The following is a 20,427-nucleotide window of genomic DNA, read 5'->3' on the forward strand; positions in this document are numbered from 1 at the left end:
ACTGTGGCCGTAATCATCGGCCTCCCAGGGTTGACAGTTCACCACTGCTTCCTTACGAACCAAATTCCCCTTAAATATATGCTATAAAATTGCTTTCGGAAGCACCTTACGTGTCCATGTTTTAATGCGTTTGTACTTGCTTACCTCCCCATCTGGATTGAAATCCAGGGTGGTTTCCCAAGAGTTCCCCGGTTTAAACTCCTCTTCCATCCCGTTTAGGATTCCTTTCGCAACCTTTTTCGAATCCAGGATAACCACGCATTCGGTATTCAGGTTGGCACTTCTGGGATCTAGATTAAAGGTGCCGACCACACTAATCCGTTCATCAACGACCATGGATTTGGCATGTAGTCCAAAAATCGGTTTATGCTCCAATACCGCTTGCAGTTCCCCGGTCATGATGCGTGTACGTTCCTCCGCATCGGGCCTGAATTCGAATATACGAACACCGGTCCGGAGTAATTTTTCCCGATCGGTCTGGTAACTGCTAAAGGCTTCTGTATTATCGGTGGAGGCCAAGCTATTGGTCAATATCCTGATCTCTACACCCCGTTCTACCGCTTCCCTAAACAGGTTTTGGCCCAATTCCGTAGTGATCAAATATGGGGTCTGGATAGCTATGGAGGACTTCGCATTCTTAACGAGATCCACCAACGCACTGGTAGCAACACCACCGCCACCCAAACCTTGGGTACCATCGTTCTTTCCGGGTACATCTGAAATGAACGCTACCTCATCCAACCAAACCAAATCCCCCGACTCCTTGATCTCTTTGAATGCCATGGGCAATCTGGCGATCCGTTCCCTGATTTGAGGCCAGAAATTCTCGGGATTACAGGCATACTCATGTAAATTATCAAAGCGGTCATCGGTATATTCATACTCAGGTTCCCCCTTGATCAAAGAAGTCACATCCTGACTTAGCCCACTGTTCCAAAACTCCTCAAAGGAGGTATTCACTTTTTCCGAAGTTTTACCCATTAACAGGATATCCCTGTCCCTGAAATTGTATTCATGGTCATAATCAAAATATTCATCGGCGATATTGCGGCCTCCGGTGATTACGATCTTCCCGTCTACAATAAAGGTTTTGTTATGCATACGTTGGTTCGCCGATCTAAAATCGGTGGTGAATTTCTGTATCTTATTGAAAATGTTCTTTCCTAGGTTTACCCCTGGATTATAGATCTTTACCGTGATGTTCTTATGGGAGGCGAAGGTCAGGATATCCTGTATATCGGCATCGACCATGATATCATCTACAAGGATCCGCACCTTGACCCCACGATCGGCAGCCCGTATGAGATAATCGCAGGCAATGAGTCCGATATTGTCCGTTGAGAAAATGAAATATTGAATATCGATGGTCTTTTCGGCATACTCGGTCAACCAAGCCCTGGCCACCATGGAACCACTCCCGTCTTCCAACACATAAACCCCTGTTTTGGTTTGCATGAGTTCGGCAACATCCTCCAATTCCTCGGAAAGTGTTGTGCTTTCATTGTTATGGATGTTGGCACAGAAATCCGTTTCATCCGCAATGGTCTTCGTTTCCTGACAGGAAAGCAGCATAAGAACTGCGAGTAGATACTGTAGTTTATGTTTTAAGATCAATTTCATAATACCGTCTTACATCTTTTTTGCTTTAACGATTTTTTTCCTTGGTTCAATGACTTGGATAACCAAAGCTCCAAGATACGGTATTCGTAGTTTTATTCTTTATTCACAGCACCGGAAGCAATATTTTAAACATCATTTTCCCCATAGTATGACGGAGGCCTTCATTCCTTTATTGTCATTTTCCGATGGAAGTGTTCTATCGAAATAAGTGGTGTTCCCGTCAATTTTCGAATCCTGTGAATCGTGTACCTTGTACTTTCCGGAGATCCCGAAGGAAAACTTCACAAGCTTTTGGGTAGGGGCTACCGCCTATATTTTCCAGCCTTTTTCTAGTTTGTAAAGACTCAATAAACAGGGGGAATTGATCTTTAATTGTTGCTTATGCCCAATCTGGACTTCACCGGGTTCAAAGGCACTGATGGCGATTTTGGTACCTGATCGAAACTTAGGGCATGTACTCCTTGCACCAATATTTTGCCCAATTCCATTAAGTGTCCCCTTTAGGCAGCCCGTTCGTATAAAAGGCACACACTTTTGTAAAAACTTCGGTAAAGTCGGCTTCAATCTGTTCGTTGTTTTCCGTATTTGGGGGGAAAGGATTCTCATGGGTATACGCCCTATCAAAATCCATTTCATCAACCTTTATGGCAATATCACGATACGCCCCTTGGAGGGTATTGATCACTTCATAAGAAGGTATTACCGTATCTTTTTGGAGTGTTATGGCATATATATCCTTTTCATATTTTTTTAGAAGTCCTTCCCTCAACGTCCTACCCTTTTGATAATTCAGCATGGCAAGTAGTACCTCACCTTCTATATGGTCTTCCCGTATATAATGATGGAGTAAATCGTCTTTTTGCAGGAATTTATCAAAATGCTCTACCAAAAACGAATACAAAGCGACATTGGCCTCACTATCAAGAATAAATTTTGAAACCGGGGATAGGCGGTTAAATGTGATACCACTGCAGAATAAACAAACCTTTGTGTTAGAGAAATAACCTTTGTGGTTGGTCAATTTGAGAATTTGGGAAAGAAACCCACCGATGGAGTATGCGAAAATATCAAATCCAAAATCTTTATGGATATACGGATGCTTTCCCTCTTTACATGCTTCTATCAATTGGATCACATCATAGTAGGTCTGTAATCCGGACCATATGAATCGCTGGGGCATGGCATGTACCCGCATACTAATGGCCACGTTAGATAAGGTGGATTGTACTACGTTCGGGTATCTTTTTTTTCTTTCCTCACTCAATTTGAACATGGCCCTCTTACTGCTCCAATATTTGGGGGCCCGTTGCATATGGAACGCTATTGGGAATAAGACAACACTGCTACCCGTACCCTCACAAATGGCCTTGGCCCAAGGCATATATTTTGTCCAGTCCTTCTCATTGAAACCATGGAATAGAAAGATCACTTTTTTTGTGTTTTCACTTCCTACAGGTTGTACGATATGGTAATCGAAACATCTGTTTTCCTCAACGCTGATATCCTTAATATGAACATTGTCCTTAATGGTACCCACATCGTTATGAAAGGGATGGTTGTATTTTAAATCCAAATCATGTTTCACACAATGGTAGTCCAACGTCCCCGGAAGGATATGATAGGATGAGGATGTAAATCGGTATGCTTTTAATTCGGTTTTACTGTTCATATTCCCTTTATTGAATAAAGCCAAAGGTTTATAGGATATTGATTGCTTTAAATGCGCTATAAAGTTAAGGAATGTTTGTTGTTCTGTTAAAACACCGTACGGAATAATATCAATGGTATTGTTGTGGGATTGTTTCTTTGTAAAGGGTAATTGACAATACCGAAAATATGCATAGACATTTCCAAAAAACGATCCTAATACACTCTATGCGTATGAATCTGGAAAAACGGGCTTACCAAGAAAAAAGGATTCGATGACTAGCCTGAGCATCGCGCCCAAGCCTATCGAATTACCATTACGAACTGAATAAGAGCTACGTAAACCTCGACCGGATTATGAAATTTGAATTATCATGTCCCTTTCCCTTATCATTCATTGTTGTTCCAACACTTGCCCGGCATGCACGGAAAGATGTCCGAACTCGCGAAGGCGAAATGATAACGTTAGCGGGAACCTCGACGATATCGGAAAATTCTTTCCGATTACGATTTTTGTGTACTATTGACCCGCTCCTTTTTCAATTTTTTCAGATGATAGACGTGAATAATACAAAAAACGATACTTGCAATGATCAAGGGCATCGATTCCAAAAACACGCCGTAAATAATATAAAAGAAACTCGATATCAGGTGCCATAGTCGAAATGCACCCATTTCTTTTTTTGTTAACGCTAAAAAACCTGCAGTTATAGCGATATATCCTAAAAGTTCCACTACTACATTCATTCCAATTTCAGGTTGTCCAAGGTTCTATCCTTGTAACTTTTTTGTTCAATTTTTAGTTCCAATTGTTTTAACTCCTCTACAAAATGTGGACTGTCAGCAATCAAATCCTCCGTGGTTTTTATACCGGCATCCCAATGTTTTCGGAAAAAGGGCAACTGTGCCTTCGATTTATCCGATAGTTGCAACAACTGCCTTCGGGAATCGTTGTCATCGGTCTTCGTTAGGACGTACCCCTTCTTCTTCATCTTCTTGATGATCTTGACACAGGCCGGGTGCGACATCCGCAATTCCAGGGAAATATCCGTTATGGTCATGGATTCATTACGCTCTAGAAGGTAAAATACCAAATGCCAATTAGGTTCTATGTCGAGTCCGACGGTTGTATAATAATCCCTTGTACTGTACAAAATCTCATCACTCAATCGCTTTATCCTACTTATTAATCCTGCATATTCAATTTCCGATAAAAAGTCGTTCATATTTTATTACGTAACTAGTTACGCAAATATATAATTTTTTACGTAACTGGTTACTTACTTCAATAAAATTGTAAAAAAATTCATGCGGTTACCGCCTAAAGTGTATGTTCGGGTTTTCCTGTAGGTTGTGTTTGTAGCTTCAGGTCCTTAAGACTTTATCCAAAAAGTCCATAAACCTTCAATTGCCGATTATGTACCTTACGCAAAGTGAGTAACGCCAATACGGCCCCCACTAGGGCAAGCGCCATATCCGATTGGGTATCCCAAATATAGCCTTGTGTGCCCAAAAAGGCCTCTGCCGATTCCCCCGACACCAGTGCCACCACCCATTCAATCAATTCGTAGAACGCACTAAACCCCAAACAAAAGGTGATAATCAAAAAATTCTCCCAAGCTTTGGAATTGATCAATTGCTTTCGAATGAAGAGTTCCCTAGCAATCATCGCAGGAACAAATCCCTGTGCAAAATGTCCGATTTTGTCATAGTTGTTTCTCGAGAATCCAAACAGCTCCTTTAGGGTATTGAATAAGGGGACCTCTGCATAGGTATAGTGTCCGCCGATCATTAAGATGATCATATGGATCAAGATCAAGGTATACACCAAAGGCGTCAACGGAAATGATTTTTCGGTTTTCCATAAGACCATGAGCCCAATCAACGCAGGGAGAACCTCCAAGAACCATGTAAAATAATCGTGGGGATGTATTCCTGACCAAATCAGGGTACTACAGCATACTAAAATCCATATTTTTCGAAGCATGGGATCATAATTTATTCCTTTGCGGGGTTACCTATAGCTATACAACGGAAGGTATGCCGATTTATTAAAACCCCCTCGAATTATTTCCACCTTGGAACGGACCGATCGGACCTCCCTAAAAGGTAGGAAACCAACCTAAGATTCCTTCCTCTTTTAAGCTTTTCATCCCTTGCCCCTATCGTTTTTACACGTGCATAAAAATGGGACAAAACCGTCTCCCCTGTGCAAAGAGCATCTGAATTTTTAGGATATTTCCAAATATAAACCTCGTAAACCCTGTGTTTTAATACGTTAGCAACTATTATTTAGAATTAATATAAATAATTTGGAAAAACTAAAAGGAGCGTTTATTTTTGCAGCCATCAATCTATTTATAATCAATCTAAATAAAAATAAATGAAACCAACTTTGCTTTTATTCATGCTGGGCCTATTTCTTGGATATGCCCAACAGGAACAACAGTACGTTATAAAAGGAAGTGTAACTTCGGCCTATGGTGAACCTGCATCCTATGCCCATATCTCCATACTAAAACATAAAAAAGGGGTTGCGGCCGACGAAAACGGCGCATATAGCATCACCGACGTTGCCCCAGGTGATTATGAACTAAAAGTCAGTGCCGTGGGCTTTAAGTCCATCACCAAACACGTAACGGTTTCCGACAGTGATGTTATCGTCAATTTTGAAATAAAGATCGATACCGCCTTGGACGAGGTCGAGGTATTTGGTTCGCGCTTTGAACACCCCGATAAAATTGAAGCCCTGACCCGTTTACCCCTGGCCACTTACGAACAGATCCAGAGTATTTCGGTCATCTCGGAAAAAGTAATCGAAGATCAAGGCACCCTGACCATTGCCGATGCCACCAAAAACGTACCCGGGGTATACTCCTTTGCCACCTACGGAAACCGAAGTGAGAGTATGTCCTCCCGAGGCTTTAGGGGAATCCCCATTCTGAAGAACGGTGTCCGTGTACATTCCGATTTTAGGGGTACCGGTATCCTGACCGATATGCAGGGAGTAGATAACATCCAGGTGTTGAAGGGTGCCGCCTCTATCACACAAGGGGTCGCTACCGATTTGGGTAGTCCGGGCGGCGTGATCAATATCGTTACCAAAACCCCAAAATACCAATATGGTGGACAAGCCTCTTTGCGGGCAGGTAGTTTTGGTCAAGTTAGGCCTACTTTTGATGTGTACGGACCTATGAACGACAAAAAGAATACCGCTTTTCGTGTCAATGGAGCTATCGAACGGGCCGATAGTTACCGTGCCGGTGTATCTTCCCAACGTTTTTACATTAACCCTTCCTACGAATGGCGTATGGATGAGGGAACTACATTGACTTTTGAAATGGACTATTTCGATGACAGTAGAACCCCTGACCCAGGCACTGTGAATTTGGCCGAAAACGACACCAATGCCATTTACGACCTGCCCCACAGCCAGTTTTTAGGATATAAGAATGATAAGGCACTTACCCAAAACCTAAACTACTCCGCCCGTTTTAAAAAGACACTTACCGATAAATTGAGTTTGAATGCCGCCTATTTTGCCTCAAGTTTGGACCTGGATGTAAAGAATGCCAGTTTAGGGGATGCCATTAGCGATATTGAGGGCAACACCGTATACAATCTAAGGACTAGGGGATATTCTACCGCTACACGGGAAGATAAAAACAGTGTGTTGCAAATAGACCTTATTGGTGATGATTTACAGACCGGCACCATCAGCCACACCTTCCAGATCGGTATGGATTACCGTACCTCTACCTATAACACCTCCAGCCGAAGTGTTTCGGTACTCGATACGCTCGATGTTTTTGGTACGATATCGAACCAATTGCCCGATGATCTAGATTTGAGCGACCCCAGTGAGGCGGGATCGGAGTCTCGATCTATCGGATTCGTGGCACAGGATGTCATTACCTTCAATACATGGTTAAAATCGTTCTTAGGTTTTCGTTACAGTACTACCGAGACCAGTACCGAAACCGAGACCAATAGCAGTGATGCCTTTAACCCGCTAGCCGGTATTATCATTTCCCCCTTGGAAAACCTAAATGTCTTTGCTTCATACACCAATAGTTCGTACCCTAGGACAGGTACCCGTTTAAGTGAAGACGGAAAGGAATTGGGCAACGAACGTTTTGACCAACTCGAAGCCGGTATAAAGACCAATTGGCTCGATAGTCGCCTGCGTTTTAACCTTACCTATTTCAAAATAAACAATAAGGACATTAACCTACCGGTTTACGACGAGAACTGGATCGCCACAGGATTCTATCAAAAAGGAGGGAACGACCAACGCCAAGGCATAGAGGTTGAACTTACGGGCCGTGTGCTCGATAATTTTGAGGTGATTACGGGATATTCCTATATCGATGCCCAATACAAGGAACACACCTCCTACGTTTACGGATCCGCTCCCCTGAACACCCCTAAACACACCTTTAACGTATATGGAAACTATGCGTTTAAAAACAAGCTAAAAGGCTTGTCATTAGGGGCCGGAGCCTACTATACCGGCGACCGTCCGATCAATGATTGGAGTGCGGGTCCCGTTACCCATGAAGGTATCGTTCCCAACCAAAAACCATTTAATGTTGAGGCCTATACCTTGGTGAACGCCCAGGTGGGATACCGCTTTAACCAAAATTGGGGCGTACGGTTCTTACTGAACAATATTTTTGATGAAATCGGTTACAACGCCTACCGTACCCGATATATCAATCAGACCGATCCCCGAAGTTTTTATGGTGTACTTACGTACAGCTTCTAATATCAAATTGGGCAGGGTGTTTAACAAAACAAAGAAGAAACAATGAAAAAATACAGCTTTAGAAAATTCATCAATGATATACACCTTTGGTTGGGGCTAGGCAGTGGTATCATTTTATTTTTTGTTTGTTTAAGTGGCACCCTGCTTGTTTTTGAGGAGGAAACCAAGGCCCTATTTACCGAAGAGTTCCTTGTTGATACTACTGCGGGAGAGAAAATGCCGATGGAAGTACTTTCCGAAAAACTGAAACGTGAAGGGGAAATCAATTCCATTACCCTTCCCGCCAAGGCGGATGAGCCCTATCTGTTTTCGATAAAGACCAACCCCAAACAACGTAGGGGCAGTACCTTTTTTGTCGACCCCTATACCGGAAACTACCAAAAGGAAATGAAATCGTCCCTCGATGGTTTCTTTATGACGATGTTCCGATTGCACCGTTGGATGTTGCTCGATATGGAAATAGGAAGACCCATTGTTGGTATCGCTACCTTGATATTCCTTATGCTCTCGATTAGTGGACTTATCCTATGGTTTCCCAAACGGATAAAATGGAAAAACCTGAAACCGGGTTTTAAGATCAAATTTTCGGCCAATTGGAAGCGCATTAACCACGACCTACACAACACCTTGGGTTTTTATGCCTGTATTTTTTTGGTGATCATGACCTTGACAGGGCTTTGTTGGTCCTTTCAATGGTACCGCGATGCCGGTAGTGCCGTTTTAGGCACAAAGATTTTCGGCAACCGTGGTAGTGGCCCCAAGGTTAACTCCGCCCTCACAGCAGACACCAAAGTACTGTCCATCGCGGAAATATTGGATGTTGCCAACAGTGAACTGCCCTATAACGGCCAAATTAGGCTTTCCGTTCCCAAGACCCATAAGGAAGTCTATACCCTGACAAAAAATGATGCTTCAGGCTTTTCCCCAGTAACGACCGATAAGTTGGTATTGGATCAGGATGGTACCGTTTTAAAGAAGGAGCTCTTTAGTGAAAAGCCCTTAAACGTAAGAATCGCAGCCTTGATCAAGCCTTTGCACTTAGGTACTATCTATGGGACATTCTCTAAGATCATCTATTTTATAGCCTGTTTGATTGCAACCAGTCTGCCCATTACCGGCACCCTTATCTGGTGGAACAAACTAAAAAAGAAACCCCAAAAAGCCTAAAACAAATAGATTTCGTTTGTTCAAAACAAGGGTGACCCACGATATCGTAGGCACCCTTGTTTTTTTGGTCTTTACTATGTGGTAGATCATCCCAATACAAGGTTCTTTTGGGAATAGGCATACAACGTATCCATTTCCAAAATCCAACGTACTTCCCGTACCTAACAAATGGGTAAAACTTAAAATGGGTGTTGCATGTCGCTACTGCCCTATAGATTCCCGACACCTATCCATCATTCCCTTAAAAAAGTAGGCAACACGCCGCATAGGGATCAGATGCCATCACTGGGTCTACCTTTCAGCCGTACATCGATTTTTTTCTTTTTGGCCGTCAACCGTTTCATAAGATCCATCAGTTCTGGATCTTTGTTTTCCTTATATATTTCGTTTATCGCCAGAATAAGTCTTTTCGCTTCTCGTGAAGCAACGACACGATCGCTTGTAGACATATTGCTCATTTTTGCATTCTCAAAATTCGCGGCTTCCTCTAAAATGTCCATTTCCTTACTTTTAATATGCCAATATACCTATAGGCTTCATTTATCCCAAAAAAATCGTAGTTCAAATATATTTTTTATAAATCAAATTTGTGATATTTCGCAGAAAAAAAATCAAATTCGGAGAATATTTAATACAATTTTCACTTTTTGGCAGCTTTTTTCCCCAATCCCGAACGGCGCCTTCAACAACCATTTCATACATAAAACCAGATATCATACAATTCCTATCTAAAACAATACCCCGCAGAAGAAAATGGGATGGAAAGTCCACACTTCAGAAACCCCAATAAATACTATTCCATATTTCCCATGATCTTTTATCGATTATAGGCTCCCACACCCTAAAAGATAGCGGTCTGTAGCGGACTAAAAACAGATTATCTTCATTTTTCGAATTCTTTTACAACCTTTGAACACGGGCCAAAGTGGTAATTTCATTACATTGCGCCCATGCAAAATCCCCTTGTAAGCATCTTGATACCCTTTAAGGACACCGAGGCGTATCTACCGGAATGTATGGAATCGATACTGCGACAAGAGTACCAAAATTGGGAGCTTTTGATTGTGGACGATGCTTCCGTCGATGACAGCTACCACATTGTACAGGCCTTTGCATTAAAGGATTCACGGATCAAATTGCTCAAAAACCAAGGTTCGGGAATCATCCCCGCCTTAAGGACCGCATTTGACCATTGCCAGGGCGACCTCATCACGCGCATGGATTCGGATGATATAATGACCCCGGATAAAATCGGCACCATGGCCAATCTCTTGGTTGAACATGGTCAGGGCTATGTAGCCATCGGTCAGGTAAAATACTTTTCCCATCGAGGCATCAGTAATGGCTATGAACGCTATGAAACATGGTTGAACGAACTCACCGTAAAGGGTGACAATTTCAACGGCCTATATAAAGAATGTGCCATCCCCTCCCCTTGTTGGATGGTGTACAAAACCGATCTGGAACGTTGTGGGGCCTTTGAACCCGACAGATATCCCGAAGATTATGATCTTGCCTTTCGTTTTTATGAAAACGGGTTACAAGGTATACCCTGTGATAAGGTACTGCACCTTTGGCGTGATTATGATACCCGAACATCCCGTACAAGTGAGCACTATGCCGCCAATTATTTCCTGGATATCAAGTTGCATTACTTTCTAAAACTGGAGCACGACCCCCAAAAGCAACTGGTGGTCTGGGGAGCAGGAAATAAAGGGAAGACCATAGCCAAAAGCCTATTGGATCGGAAAATCGATTTCAGATGGGTGTGCGACAACCCCAAAAAAATCGATAAGGATATCTATGGAAAAAGAATGGAACACTTCCATATTTTAAACCAAATCAATAATTTCCAAGGTATTATTACCGTCGCCAACGAAAACGAGCAGGAAACGATAAAATCATTCCTAACGGGATTGGACAAAAAACCTATGATGGACTATTTTTTCTTTTGTTGAATTTATATAAAATTATGTACAGACAGTTTCTGAATACTTCTTATATTTACCAAATCAAAATCGGGAATGCAGTTTAAATATCCAGAACTTCTTTGGGCCTTATTTCTACTACTGATTCCTATATTCATCCATCTTTTTCGATTACGAAGGTTCAAGAAGACCCCTTTTACCAATGTAAAACTATTGCAAAAGGTCGTTTCGGAATCGCGCAAGAGCAATACCCTGAAAAAATGGTTGCTCTTAATGACCCGCCTTCTACTGTTTTCCGCACTGATATTGGCTTTTGCCCAACCTTTCTTGGCGAATACAAAAGCGTTGGCCGTAAAGGAAACTGTAATCTATTTGGACAACTCGTTCAGTATGTGGGCTAAACAGGTTGATGAAACCCTGATCAACAATGCCGTTCAGGAACTGTTGAAGTCCATCCCAGAGAACAGCACCTTTAGTCTCTTCACCAATACCGATGAACACAAGGATGTTGAATTGATCGATATTCGGAACACCCTATTGAATATTGCCCCTACCGCCAAACAATTGAATTTGGAGGAAATCGAATTGAAGGCCCGTACTTTCTTTAGCGGCAATAAAAACACCGTTAAAAATCTGATCGTAATCTCCGATTTTCAAAACCACATGTCACCGAAAGCATATACCGTTGACAGTACCATACAGAAACACTATGTGAACTTATCGGGCTCGGATTTGGAGAACATCGCTATCGACAGTTGCTACATCAGTAAACCAGGCATCGAGAATATTGAACTTACGACTGTTCTATCGGCCACTCCCAATATTGAAAGAGCCCCAGTGTCCTTATACAATAAGGATAGGTTGATCGCCAAAACCGCTGCACTTTTTGAAAATGGAAAAAGTGAGGTGACCTTTACGATTACGGCCAACGACTTGATCCTGGGAAAACTGGAAATCATCGATAAGGGATTGCCCTATGACAATCATCTTTATTTCAACATCGACCAGAAAGAGAAGCCCAAAGTATTGGCCATTGGAAATTCCCCCTCGAATTTCCTAAAGCGTATCTATACCGATGGGGAATTTGAATTCTCCTCCTTTTCCCTGAAAAACCTGAATTATAGGGACCTCGAAAATCAAAATTTGATCCTCCTGAATGGCTTGGATAGTTTTCCCAACTCCCTTATCGCCAGTATATCGTCCTTTGTTGGAAATGGGGGTAGTTTGGTCATCATTCCCTCGGGCAATGCCAATATAGATTCATACAACCAATTGCTAACCAGTACCTCCCTGGGGGCCCTCCTTGAAGGTTTGAACTCGGAAAACGCCATTACCAAGATAGCATTTTCACATCCGCTCTATGAACAGGTATTCGAAAAGAGCATCCGTAATTTCCAATACCCAAAAGTGAATCGGTTTTATAAATTGAAATCCAACGCCCCTCCGGTATTAAGTTATCAAAACGGCGATGCCTTCCTTGTTGGGAACAATGGTCTTTATCTTTTTACTGCTGCCCTGGACAATGAAAACTCAAACTTCCAACAATCGCCATTGATTGTCCCCACCTTCCTGAAAATGGGAATGAACAGCCTAAAACGTTCTGATATTTATTACGTGCTAGACGGCCCAACAACCATCGATATTTCAAGGAAAATGGCCAAGGACCATATTCTAAAGGTCACCAAAGGGGAACAGGAATTCATCCCCCAACAAAAAAACCATGCCAATAAAGTTTCACTCCATTTTAATGGGAACCCTACCGAGGACGGTATTTTCACTATTTCCGAAAACGGGATGGCTTTAAGGCATATCAGTTTCAATTATCCAAGACAGGAAAGTGAACTGGTCTTTATGGATCTTGACAATGCCCAAATTACGAGTAAACAAAATTCGATAACGACCCTATTCAAAGCACTAGAAAACGACAATCGTATAACTGAGCTTTGGAAATGGTTTGTTATTTTAGCACTATTTTTTCTTTTGATCGAAGTGCTTGTAATCAAATTTTTAAAATGATCTATAAAACCATAGATAAATCCTGAGGAAATGAACATACTCCTAAAATCGGCCAAAATCATTAATGCACAGAACAAAGAGCTGCATTTAAAGAAAAGGGATATTTTAATCAAAGATGGCACTATTGACAAAATAGCGGCTAAAATAGAAGCCCCCAAGGATACCCAAGTCGTAGACTTAAAGAATCTGCACGTATCCTTAGGTTGGTTAGACAGCAGTGTATGTTTTGGGGAACCGGGTTATGAAGAACGGGAAACCATCTCTAACGGACTGAGGAGCGCGGCTTTGAGTGGATTTACGGACGTTGTACTGAATCCCAATACGCATCCTATTGCCGATAGCAGTTCCGATATCGTATTCCTGACCAATGCGGCCCGGGATTCCGCGACCAACCTACATCCGTTAGGTACAATGACCATGGGCGGGGAAGGCATCGACCTTGCCGAGTTATACGATATGCACAACTCAGGGGCTGTGGGCTTTTACGATTTTAAGTCCCCCATATCCAATTCAAACCTGTTGAAAATTGCCTTGCAATATGTGCAAAACTTTGACGGATTGGTTTATTCGCAACCTTTGGATGTAAAAATAGCCGGGAAAGGGTTGGTACATGAAGGCCCCACTTCGACCAAATTAGGACTAAAGGGGATTCCCTCATTAGCCGAGGAAATCCAAATTGTCCGCGATCTTTTTATCCTGGAATACACCGAAGGTAAATTACATATACCCACGGTCTCCACGGCAAATGCCGTAAAACTCATCGCTGATGCCAAGAAAAAAGGATTGAACGTCACCTGTAGCGTTGCCATCCATAATTTATATTTCACCGATGAAGTCCTCGAGGAATTCGATACTGCGTATAAGGTGTACCCTCCCCTAAGAACCAAAAAGGATACCAAGGCATTGATCAAGGGAGTAAAGGATGGCACCATCGATTTTGTAACCGCGGACCACATTCCCTTGAATATTGAATTAAAGGCCGTGGAATTCGATAACGCCACCTATGGCGCCGTAGGCTTGGAAAGTGCCTTTGGCCTATTACATACGATTTTCGATACCGAAACATGCATTACCTTGCTCACAAAGGGCAAAGAACGATATAACATTGCGGAAAACGACTTGGCCGAAGGGGGCAAGGCCTGCTTAACGCTTTTTAATCCCGATGTGGATTATACATTCGAAAAATCGCATATACTGTCACAATCCAAAAACAGTATGACCCTAGGGGAATCCTTAAAAGGTAAAGTCTATGGCATTTTCAATAACAATCAACTGATCCTGAATTAGTATCACATAATAACGTCGCACTTTAAAATGACATCCGACCCAACAGAAGAAACCATTCAAAAAGGAAAAACGACGGCCATCGTCGCTTACCTTACCATAATAGGGGCCATCATAGCCATTTCAATGAACATGGAACCCAAGAATCCGTTTGCCCGTTTTCATACGCGACAAGCCTTCGGATTACACCTAATGTTTCATGGTTTTGCCCTATTTTCCAGTGTATGGTACAATCAATATGCACTTTACGGACTCTATCTTTGCTATTTTATCCTATGGATTTATGGCTTTTTAGGTGCGTTAAGCAACAAAAAACAATTGGTTCCGGCCATCGGCACCTATTTCCAAAAATGGTTTACATTTATTTCTTGATATGACAACAGCCCAACTTTCTTTGACCCATTTGATTAGGCCTTCCGTACTAAAAGAAGGAAAGCCACCCGTTTTATTTATGTTCCATGGTTATGGCAGCAATGAGGAAGATCTATTCTCCTTTGCCCCCGAACTACCAGAGGAATTGTGCATAATTTCGGTTCGTGCCCCATACCCATTGGAACCTTATGGCTATGCGTGGTACGCCATAAATTTTGATGCCGACAAGGGCAAATGGAGTGACGACGAACAAGCCAAGGAATCCAGGGAAAAAATTGTTTGCTTTATTGATGAGGCCTGTGATACTTATGGGTTGGACTGCCAGCGAATAACCCTTTTGGGTTTTAGCCAAGGTACGATCTTGAGTTATGCCGTAGCACTATCCTATCCTGAAAAAATAAAGAATGTGGTTGCCCTTAGTGGTTATATCAATGAAAATATCATTTCCGGGGATCCTTCAAAAAAGGACTTTGGCAGTTTAAGGATTTATGCTTCCCACGGACAGGTAGACCAAGTCATTCCACCGGCATGGGCGCAAAAAATACCGGAGACCCTATCCGCATTGGGTGTTGAACACGTTTACGAGGAATTTCCTGTAGGACATGGTGTTGCCCCACAAAACTTTTATTCCTTCAACAAGTGGTTACAGGATAAAATCTAGTTCGTACGGGTATATAAAAGATGGTCTATCAAGGTGAAATCGACCCCCATATCGTCTTTCAACTCATACTTTATCAATAGCTCTCCCCAGTATTTGCCATCTGAAAAGTCGGCTACGATCCACTTGTGGTTTAGGATCTTGATTTTGTTCAATTTAAAATCACTTTCCATGCCCTCATAGGGAATCAATGGATTATCCCCTTTGGATTCATTGGTTTCCAACAATTTATCGGCAATATAGCGACTGGGATCTTCCAATTCCAGATGATCGTAATACGCCAAGGCATCATCGTTGTTCTCAAGTGAGAAATACTGCATATCCAAAACCTTCAACTGGGAATCTTGAAGGGAATCTTCCAAGGCGGTGACCGTATTTTCCAATTTAACGAGCTTTGCATCCTTTGCCTTCTGCATATTACCGTTGCTCACGAATAAAAAAAGACAGATTAAAGCAGTGAACACAAAAAGGTATAAGAATAATTTATTTTTCATGGTACGATACCTAAAGGGTTATTTGAAGATTATCATAGGCCAAATGTACATCTTTTGGCAATTTTTTTTCCACTTCCTGATGAAATCCCAATAAATGACTGATATGGGTCAGGTAAGCCTTCTCGGGTTTTACCTTATCAATAAGGGCCAAGGCATCCTGAAGGTTAAAATGGGAATGGTGCGGCTCCTGCCTTAAAGCATTTACGACCAAGACCTTACTCCCCTTTATTTTTTCGATCTCCGAGTCCTCAATCGTCTTTACATCGGTCAGATAGGTGAAATCCTTGATCCGGAACCCAAATACCTGTATGCGATCATGGCGTGCATTAATGGGGATTACTTGCTGCCCCCCTATTGTAAAAGGGAAATCATTCTCAATGATATTGATTGCAACCCCCGGTGCACCGGGATAACGGTCTACATCGGTAAAGATATAATCAAATCGGATTTTTAGGGATTCCACAACACGTTTATGGGCATAAATTGGAATATCGCCCTGCCGAAAGAAAAAAGGCCGGATATCATCAATGCCTGCTGTATGGTCAGAATGTTCATGGGTAAAAAGTATCCCATGGAGCTTGTCCACTTTCTGTGTCAACATCTGTTGCCTAAAATCGGGCCCACAATCTATAACGAAATTATAATCCTCCCAGGAAAGTAGCACGGAGACACGTAGTCGTTTGTCTTTCGGGTCCTTACTCAAACAAACTGGATGGTTACTCCCTATTACAGGGATTCCCTGTGATGTTCCCGTGCCCAAAAATGTAATTTTCAACCCTTCATCTGTTTATTTCAAATTTATAACATATTTATTTAATAGCTAAGTCAATCTTATTAACTTTACCACAAACAAAAACCAATATATGTCTTCATTTCTAAAAAGAGACACTGCATTTGAGAACATACCTTCCATCAAGGCCAAGACCTTGAGGATAAACTTAAATCCAGACATTTACGGTACTTTTGCGGAAATTGGGGCCGGACAAGAAACTGCCCGACATTTTTTTAGGGCTGGTGGAGCTTCTGGCACCATAGCCAAGGCCATGAGCGCCTATGACAAGGAATTCAGTGACGCCATTTATGGTGTGGAGGCGGATGGCAGATATGTATCACAACCTCGTCTCAAAACCATGCTTTCCCATGAAATGCGTTTGATGGAGGAACGGATCACTAGGGACAAGCATCCTGACCGATTGTTCTTTTCATACGCCAACACGGTAGCAACCATTGATTTTTCAAAACGATATAAAGGTCACGGTTGGCTCGGCATCCGCTTTCAATTGGAGCCCGACCAAAAGGAATTTGACGAAATTATATTACACGTTCGCTTTAAACAAAATGAAGCGCGCTTGCAGCAGGAGACCTTGGGGATTTTAGGTGTCAACTTGATCTATGGTGCATTCTATAAATATCACAAACCCAGAAAATTACTAAAATACCTTTACGATCATATCGACAAGGACACCATAGAGATTGATATGGTCAACTTCTCAGGACCCAATTTCAAGGGTGTCGATAACAGGTTGATGAGTCTACAGTTGATTCGTAACGACATGACCGATGCCGTAATGTTCGGTCCAGATGGCAACAACCTATTGCCCGCAGCCAAACTGTACAAGAAAAACATATTGGCCTTAAGGGGTAGTTTTAGACCCGTTACCAAGGTAAATATGGATATGCTTCAAAAATCATACGATATTTTCATTCGGGACCGGGCCGTTGATGAAAGTAAGACCATCGTTATTTTTGAAATCACATTATCGAACCTGAAAGCATCCGGGGAGATTGATGAGCGTGATTTTATGGATAGGGCCGAGTTACTCTGTTCCATGGGACATACAGTAATGATATCCAATTTTCAGGAGTATTATAAATTGGTCGAATATTTCAACAACTACACCAAAGCCAAGATTGGACTTACCATGGGGGTAAACAACCTGGTCGATATCTTTGATGAAAAATATTATCGTCATTTGAGCGGTGGTATATTGGAAGCCTTCGGTAAATTGTTCTTTAAGGAACTTCAGGTTTACCTTTATCCGATGAAAAATCCGGAAACCGGACAGATCATGACCAGTAACAACATCAAGGTTCACCCTAGAATGAAGGAACTTTACAAGTTCTTCAAATATAATGGCAAGGTCATGGACATCATCGACTACGACCCGGAGATCATGGATATTTTCTCAAGGGATGTCTTCAAGAAAATCGTCAACAACGAAAAAGGTTGGGAAGATTCACTGCCTGAAGGGATTGCCGAAATCATTAAGGAGAAAAAATTATTTAACCGAAAAGTCGAAATCAAGAACGAGTAAATCCCTAAGGATTTCAAATTCGATATAAAAAACGTCCCAACGAAAAGGTTGGGACGTTTTTGTATGCCATAATACCGAAAGAACAATCAGTCAAGCAGCTGGGCGGCATGGTCCTTTGTCTTCACCTTATCGATCACCTTGGTGACCACACCTTCCTCATTGATCACAAAGGTTTTTCTGTGGATACCGTCATATTCCCGTCCCATGAATTTCTTTGGCCCCCAAACCCCGAAGGTATTGATTACGGTATGGTCCTCATCGGCCAAAAGTGGAAATGGAAAATCGTATTTATTCCTGAAATTGGTCTGTCTTTTTTCCGAATCGGCACTAACCCCCAGCAATTCGTATCCTTGTGATTGCAGTACGCTGTAATTATCCCTTAGATTACAAGCCTCAGCAGTACATCCGGGTGTGCTGGCCTTGGGATAGAAAAAAACGATCAACTTTTTTCCTTGGTAATCGGAAAGTCGTATCGTATTACCGTCTTGATCCTTTGAAATGAACTCTGGGACTTTATCACCCACTTGTAGTGTTTTCATAGTCGATTTTTCTAAATTAGCAATTCTTTATCAATAGCTAAAGTAAGCTTAAAATGACAAAAAAAGAAAAGGTCGATTATGTTATAAGGACATTGCGGGAACTCTATCCTACCATACCCGTTCCCTTAGACCATAAAGATCCCTATACCCTTTTGATCGCCGTATTGTTATCGGCCCAAAGTACCGATGTTAGGGTAAATCAAATTACGCCTTTACTTTTTGAAAGAGCCGACAACCCCTATGATATGATTAAAATGTCTGTCGATGAGATCCGGGAAATCATTAAACCCGTAGGACTATCCCCCATGAAATCAAAAGGTATACATGGTCTTTCCCATATCTTGATCGATAAATACGACGGGGTGGTCCCTAAGGACCTCGCACAATTGGAGGAATTTCCTTCGGTTGGACATAAGACCGCCAGTGTTGTGGTTTCCCAAGCCTTCGGCATACCGGCATTTCCCGTGGATACGCATATCCATCGATTAATGTATCGATGGGGATTCTCAAATGGTAAGAATGTGGTACAGACAGAGAAGGATGCCAAACGCATATTTCCCAAGGAATTATGGAATGACCTTCATTTACAGATTATTTGGTATGGCCGGGAGTATTCACCGGCAAGGGGATGGAATCTTGACAAGGATATAATTACCAAGACTATAGGTAGAAAATCAGTACTGAACGATTATCTTAAACACAAAAAAACCCGCTAAAAACGGGTTTCCTTATCAGTTCAAGTTCAATTCGAACTGCATTTTGTTTTGATTGACAATACAGAGTGACTTAGAAAAATTGGTCAAAAACTGGATTGTTTCTTTACAGGCCATTACTGGACTATTTTTTTGGGGGTTCTCAAAGTAAATTTTTTCCATATTGATAATAGTCTTGTTATGATAAGATAACGCAACTAATATCAAAATATTGTTATAACTATACTTCCCCCTAAGAATTTGTAAGTACGATGTTGTTTTTATCTATGATTTTTCGAAGGTTGATAAGTGCATAACGCATTCTCCCTAGAGCCGTATTGATACTTACTCCCGTATTCTCTGAAATTTCCTTGAAGCTCATGTCTTTGTAGATGCGCATCACAAGTACTTCACGTTGATCGTCTGGCAACTCATCTACCAAATATCTTAAATCCGTATTTATCTGGTCTTTGATCAATTGCTTTTCGGCATTCAATTTATCGTCCCCTATTACAGAAAAAATATTGAAATCATCACTACCCTCGAACATCGGCATTCTTTTGTTCTTCCTAAAATGATCGATTATAAGGTTGTGGGCAATTCGCATCACCCATGGCAAAAATTTACCTTCCTCACTATACGTACCCTTCTTTAAGGTCTTGATCACTTTAATAAAGGTATCCTGAAAGATATCCTCAGTGATATCCCTATCCAATACTTTGGAATAAATAAAACTTGAAACACGTTGATTGTGTCGGTTGATAAGAATTTCAAGGGCTTTTTCGTCTCCGCTGATGTAATCCCTTACTAGTATTGAATCTTCAATTTGTAGTTCCATACAAAGTGTTTTTTTAAGTTTAGAGCTTCGTTTCCTAAAGCTTGATTTATAGTTATTCGGTCTTTACTTTGAGTCTGACACTTTTCTTT

At 41.7% G+C, this 20,427-nt stretch carries 19 protein-coding genes; 9 read left to right on the forward strand and 10 right to left on the reverse strand.

The window, feature by feature from the left end; translation table 11 throughout:
* Positions 1-81: 81 nt before the first annotated feature.
* The 5 genes from HPE56_RS07520 to HPE56_RS07540 form a co-directional block, all read right to left on the reverse strand.
* Positions 82-1,620, reverse strand: coding sequence for a phospholipase D family protein (locus HPE56_RS07520; protein WP_188243151.1), 1,539 nt, complete (start codon positions 1,618-1,620; stop codon positions 82-84).
* Between the two features lie 487 nt (positions 1,621-2,107).
* Positions 2,108-3,289 carry a DUF6051 family protein gene (locus HPE56_RS07525; RefSeq protein ID WP_188243152.1) on the reverse strand — a complete coding sequence of 394 codons (1,182 nt, stop codon included), beginning with the start codon at positions 3,287-3,289 and terminating at the stop codon, positions 2,108-2,110.
* A gap of 482 nt (positions 3,290-3,771) precedes the next feature.
* Complete coding sequence (locus HPE56_RS07530) at positions 3,772-4,014, reverse strand: YgjV family protein (RefSeq protein WP_188243153.1); 243 nt, start codon at positions 4,012-4,014, stop codon at positions 3,772-3,774.
* Entirely contained in the window at positions 4,011-4,493 is a 483-nt protein-coding gene (locus HPE56_RS07535) for a MarR family transcriptional regulator (RefSeq protein WP_188243154.1), read from the reverse strand. The genes HPE56_RS07530 and HPE56_RS07535 overlap by 4 nt, the downstream gene beginning before the upstream one ends.
* A gap of 155 nt (positions 4,494-4,648) precedes the next feature.
* Positions 4,649-5,254 (reverse strand): DUF2238 domain-containing protein, encoded by a 606-nt coding sequence (locus tag HPE56_RS07540; RefSeq protein WP_188243155.1) that lies wholly within the window; start codon positions 5,252-5,254, stop codon positions 4,649-4,651.
* A 396-nt stretch (positions 5,255-5,650) separates the two neighbouring features.
* On the opposite strand from HPE56_RS07540, the gene HPE56_RS07545 reads away from it, so the two are divergent.
* On the forward strand, positions 5,651-8,035 hold the full coding sequence (locus HPE56_RS07545) for a TonB-dependent receptor (RefSeq protein WP_188243156.1): 2,385 nt from the start codon (positions 5,651-5,653) through the stop codon (positions 8,033-8,035).
* A 42-nt stretch (positions 8,036-8,077) separates the two neighbouring features.
* The gene (locus tag HPE56_RS07550; RefSeq protein ID WP_188243157.1) at positions 8,078-9,202 is read left to right on the forward strand and encodes a PepSY-associated TM helix domain-containing protein; all 1,125 of its coding nucleotides are present in this window, start codon (positions 8,078-8,080) and stop codon (positions 9,200-9,202) included.
* 272 nt (positions 9,203-9,474) lie between these two features.
* On the opposite strand, the gene HPE56_RS07555 is transcribed toward HPE56_RS07550, so the two are convergent.
* Positions 9,475-9,702, reverse strand: coding sequence for a hypothetical protein (locus HPE56_RS07555; protein WP_188243158.1), 228 nt, complete (start codon positions 9,700-9,702; stop codon positions 9,475-9,477).
* A 450-nt stretch (positions 9,703-10,152) separates the two neighbouring features.
* Between HPE56_RS07555 and HPE56_RS07560 the strand changes: the two genes are divergently transcribed.
* The 5 genes from HPE56_RS07560 to HPE56_RS07580 all read left to right on the forward strand — a co-directional run bounded on the left by HPE56_RS07560 (position 10,153) and on the right by HPE56_RS07580 (position 15,463).
* Complete coding sequence (locus HPE56_RS07560; protein WP_188243159.1) at positions 10,153-11,160, forward strand: glycosyltransferase family 2 protein; 1,008 nt, start codon at positions 10,153-10,155, stop codon at positions 11,158-11,160.
* A gap of 66 nt (positions 11,161-11,226) precedes the next feature.
* On the forward strand, positions 11,227-13,146 hold the full coding sequence (locus HPE56_RS07565) for a BatA domain-containing protein (protein WP_188243160.1): 1,920 nt from the start codon (positions 11,227-11,229) through the stop codon (positions 13,144-13,146).
* 30 nt (positions 13,147-13,176) lie between these two features.
* Positions 13,177-14,433 carry a dihydroorotase gene (locus tag HPE56_RS07570; RefSeq protein WP_188243161.1) on the forward strand — a complete coding sequence of 419 codons (1,257 nt, stop codon included), beginning with the start codon at positions 13,177-13,179 and terminating at the stop codon, positions 14,431-14,433.
* 27 nt (positions 14,434-14,460) lie between these two features.
* On the forward strand, positions 14,461-14,802 hold the full coding sequence (locus tag HPE56_RS07575; RefSeq protein WP_188243162.1) for a hypothetical protein: 342 nt from the start codon (positions 14,461-14,463) through the stop codon (positions 14,800-14,802).
* A 1-nt stretch (position 14,803) separates the two neighbouring features.
* Positions 14,804-15,463 carry an alpha/beta hydrolase gene (locus tag HPE56_RS07580; RefSeq protein WP_188243163.1) on the forward strand — a complete coding sequence of 220 codons (660 nt, stop codon included), beginning with the start codon at positions 14,804-14,806 and terminating at the stop codon, positions 15,461-15,463.
* On the opposite strand, the gene HPE56_RS07585 is transcribed toward HPE56_RS07580, so the two are convergent.
* The gene (locus tag HPE56_RS07585) at positions 15,460-15,954 is read right to left on the reverse strand and encodes a hydrolase (protein ID WP_188243164.1); all 495 of its coding nucleotides are present in this window, start codon (positions 15,952-15,954) and stop codon (positions 15,460-15,462) included. The two genes, HPE56_RS07580 and HPE56_RS07585, sit on opposite strands and share 4 nt — an antisense overlap.
* Positions 15,955-15,964: 10 nt before the next feature.
* Positions 15,965-16,729 carry an MBL fold metallo-hydrolase gene (locus HPE56_RS07590; protein WP_188243165.1) on the reverse strand — a complete coding sequence of 255 codons (765 nt, stop codon included), beginning with the start codon at positions 16,727-16,729 and terminating at the stop codon, positions 15,965-15,967.
* Positions 16,730-16,817: 88 nt separating this feature from the next.
* Between HPE56_RS07590 and HPE56_RS07595 the strand changes: the two genes are divergently transcribed.
* Positions 16,818-18,269 carry a nicotinate-nucleotide adenylyltransferase gene (locus HPE56_RS07595; RefSeq protein WP_109652065.1) on the forward strand — a complete coding sequence of 484 codons (1,452 nt, stop codon included), beginning with the start codon at positions 16,818-16,820 and terminating at the stop codon, positions 18,267-18,269.
* Between the two features lie 86 nt (positions 18,270-18,355).
* Here the strand turns inward: HPE56_RS07595 and bcp are convergent, their stop codons facing one another.
* The gene (gene bcp, locus HPE56_RS07600; RefSeq protein ID WP_188243166.1) at positions 18,356-18,808 is read right to left on the reverse strand and encodes a thioredoxin-dependent thiol peroxidase; all 453 of its coding nucleotides are present in this window, start codon (positions 18,806-18,808) and stop codon (positions 18,356-18,358) included.
* A 53-nt stretch (positions 18,809-18,861) separates the two neighbouring features.
* Here bcp and HPE56_RS07605 point away from each other — a divergent pair, with 53 nt between their 5' ends.
* A complete protein-coding gene (locus HPE56_RS07605) occupies positions 18,862-19,524 on the forward strand; it encodes an endonuclease III domain-containing protein (protein ID WP_188243167.1) in 663 nt (220 codons plus the stop codon).
* A gap of 229 nt (positions 19,525-19,753) precedes the next feature.
* Here HPE56_RS07605 and HPE56_RS07610 read toward each other — a convergent pair whose 3' ends face one another.
* Positions 19,754-20,338 (reverse strand): RNA polymerase sigma factor, encoded by a 585-nt coding sequence (locus HPE56_RS07610; protein WP_109652055.1) that lies wholly within the window; start codon positions 20,336-20,338, stop codon positions 19,754-19,756.
* Positions 20,339-20,427: the final 89 nt, after the last annotated feature.

Source organism: Maribacter aquimaris (genome assembly GCF_014596745.1).
Classification (GTDB): Bacteria; Bacteroidota; Bacteroidia; order Flavobacteriales; family Flavobacteriaceae; genus Maribacter_A; species Maribacter_A aquimaris.

What these genes read in the sequence shown, in the direction of transcription:
- HPE56_RS07520 (WP_188243151.1), bottom strand. Translation starts at nt 1,620, where the DNA reads ATGAAATTGATCTTAAAACATAAACTACAGTATCTACTCGCAGTTCTT.
- HPE56_RS07525 (WP_188243152.1), bottom strand. Translation starts at nt 3,289, where the DNA reads ATGAACAGTAAAACCGAATTAAAAGCATACCGATTTACATCCTCATCC.
- HPE56_RS07530 (WP_188243153.1), bottom strand. Translation starts at nt 4,014, where the DNA reads ATGAATGTAGTAGTGGAACTTTTAGGATATATCGCTATAACTGCAGGT.
- HPE56_RS07535 (WP_188243154.1), bottom strand. Translation starts at nt 4,493, where the DNA reads ATGAACGACTTTTTATCGGAAATTGAATATGCAGGATTAATAAGTAGG.
- HPE56_RS07540 (WP_188243155.1), bottom strand. Translation starts at nt 5,254, where the DNA reads ATGCTTCGAAAAATATGGATTTTAGTATGCTGTAGTACCCTGATTTGG.
- HPE56_RS07545 (WP_188243156.1), top strand. Translation starts at nt 5,651, where the DNA reads ATGAAACCAACTTTGCTTTTATTCATGCTGGGCCTATTTCTTGGATAT.
- HPE56_RS07550 (WP_188243157.1), top strand. Translation starts at nt 8,078, where the DNA reads ATGAAAAAATACAGCTTTAGAAAATTCATCAATGATATACACCTTTGG.
- HPE56_RS07555 (WP_188243158.1), bottom strand. Translation starts at nt 9,702, where the DNA reads ATGGACATTTTAGAGGAAGCCGCGAATTTTGAGAATGCAAAAATGAGC.
- HPE56_RS07560 (WP_188243159.1), top strand. Translation starts at nt 10,153, where the DNA reads ATGCAAAATCCCCTTGTAAGCATCTTGATACCCTTTAAGGACACCGAG.
- HPE56_RS07565 (WP_188243160.1), top strand. Translation starts at nt 11,227, where the DNA reads ATGCAGTTTAAATATCCAGAACTTCTTTGGGCCTTATTTCTACTACTG.
- HPE56_RS07570 (WP_188243161.1), top strand. Translation starts at nt 13,177, where the DNA reads ATGAACATACTCCTAAAATCGGCCAAAATCATTAATGCACAGAACAAA.
- HPE56_RS07575 (WP_188243162.1), top strand. Translation starts at nt 14,461, where the DNA reads ATGACATCCGACCCAACAGAAGAAACCATTCAAAAAGGAAAAACGACG.
- HPE56_RS07580 (WP_188243163.1), top strand. Translation starts at nt 14,804, where the DNA reads ATGACAACAGCCCAACTTTCTTTGACCCATTTGATTAGGCCTTCCGTA.
- HPE56_RS07585 (WP_188243164.1), bottom strand. Translation starts at nt 15,954, where the DNA reads ATGAAAAATAAATTATTCTTATACCTTTTTGTGTTCACTGCTTTAATC.
- HPE56_RS07595 (WP_109652065.1), top strand. Translation starts at nt 16,818, where the DNA reads ATGTCTTCATTTCTAAAAAGAGACACTGCATTTGAGAACATACCTTCC.
- bcp (WP_188243166.1), bottom strand. Translation starts at nt 18,808, where the DNA reads ATGAAAACACTACAAGTGGGTGATAAAGTCCCAGAGTTCATTTCAAAG.
- HPE56_RS07605 (WP_188243167.1), top strand. Translation starts at nt 18,862, where the DNA reads ATGACAAAAAAAGAAAAGGTCGATTATGTTATAAGGACATTGCGGGAA.
- HPE56_RS07610 (WP_109652055.1), bottom strand. Translation starts at nt 20,338, where the DNA reads ATGGAACTACAAATTGAAGATTCAATACTAGTAAGGGATTACATCAGC.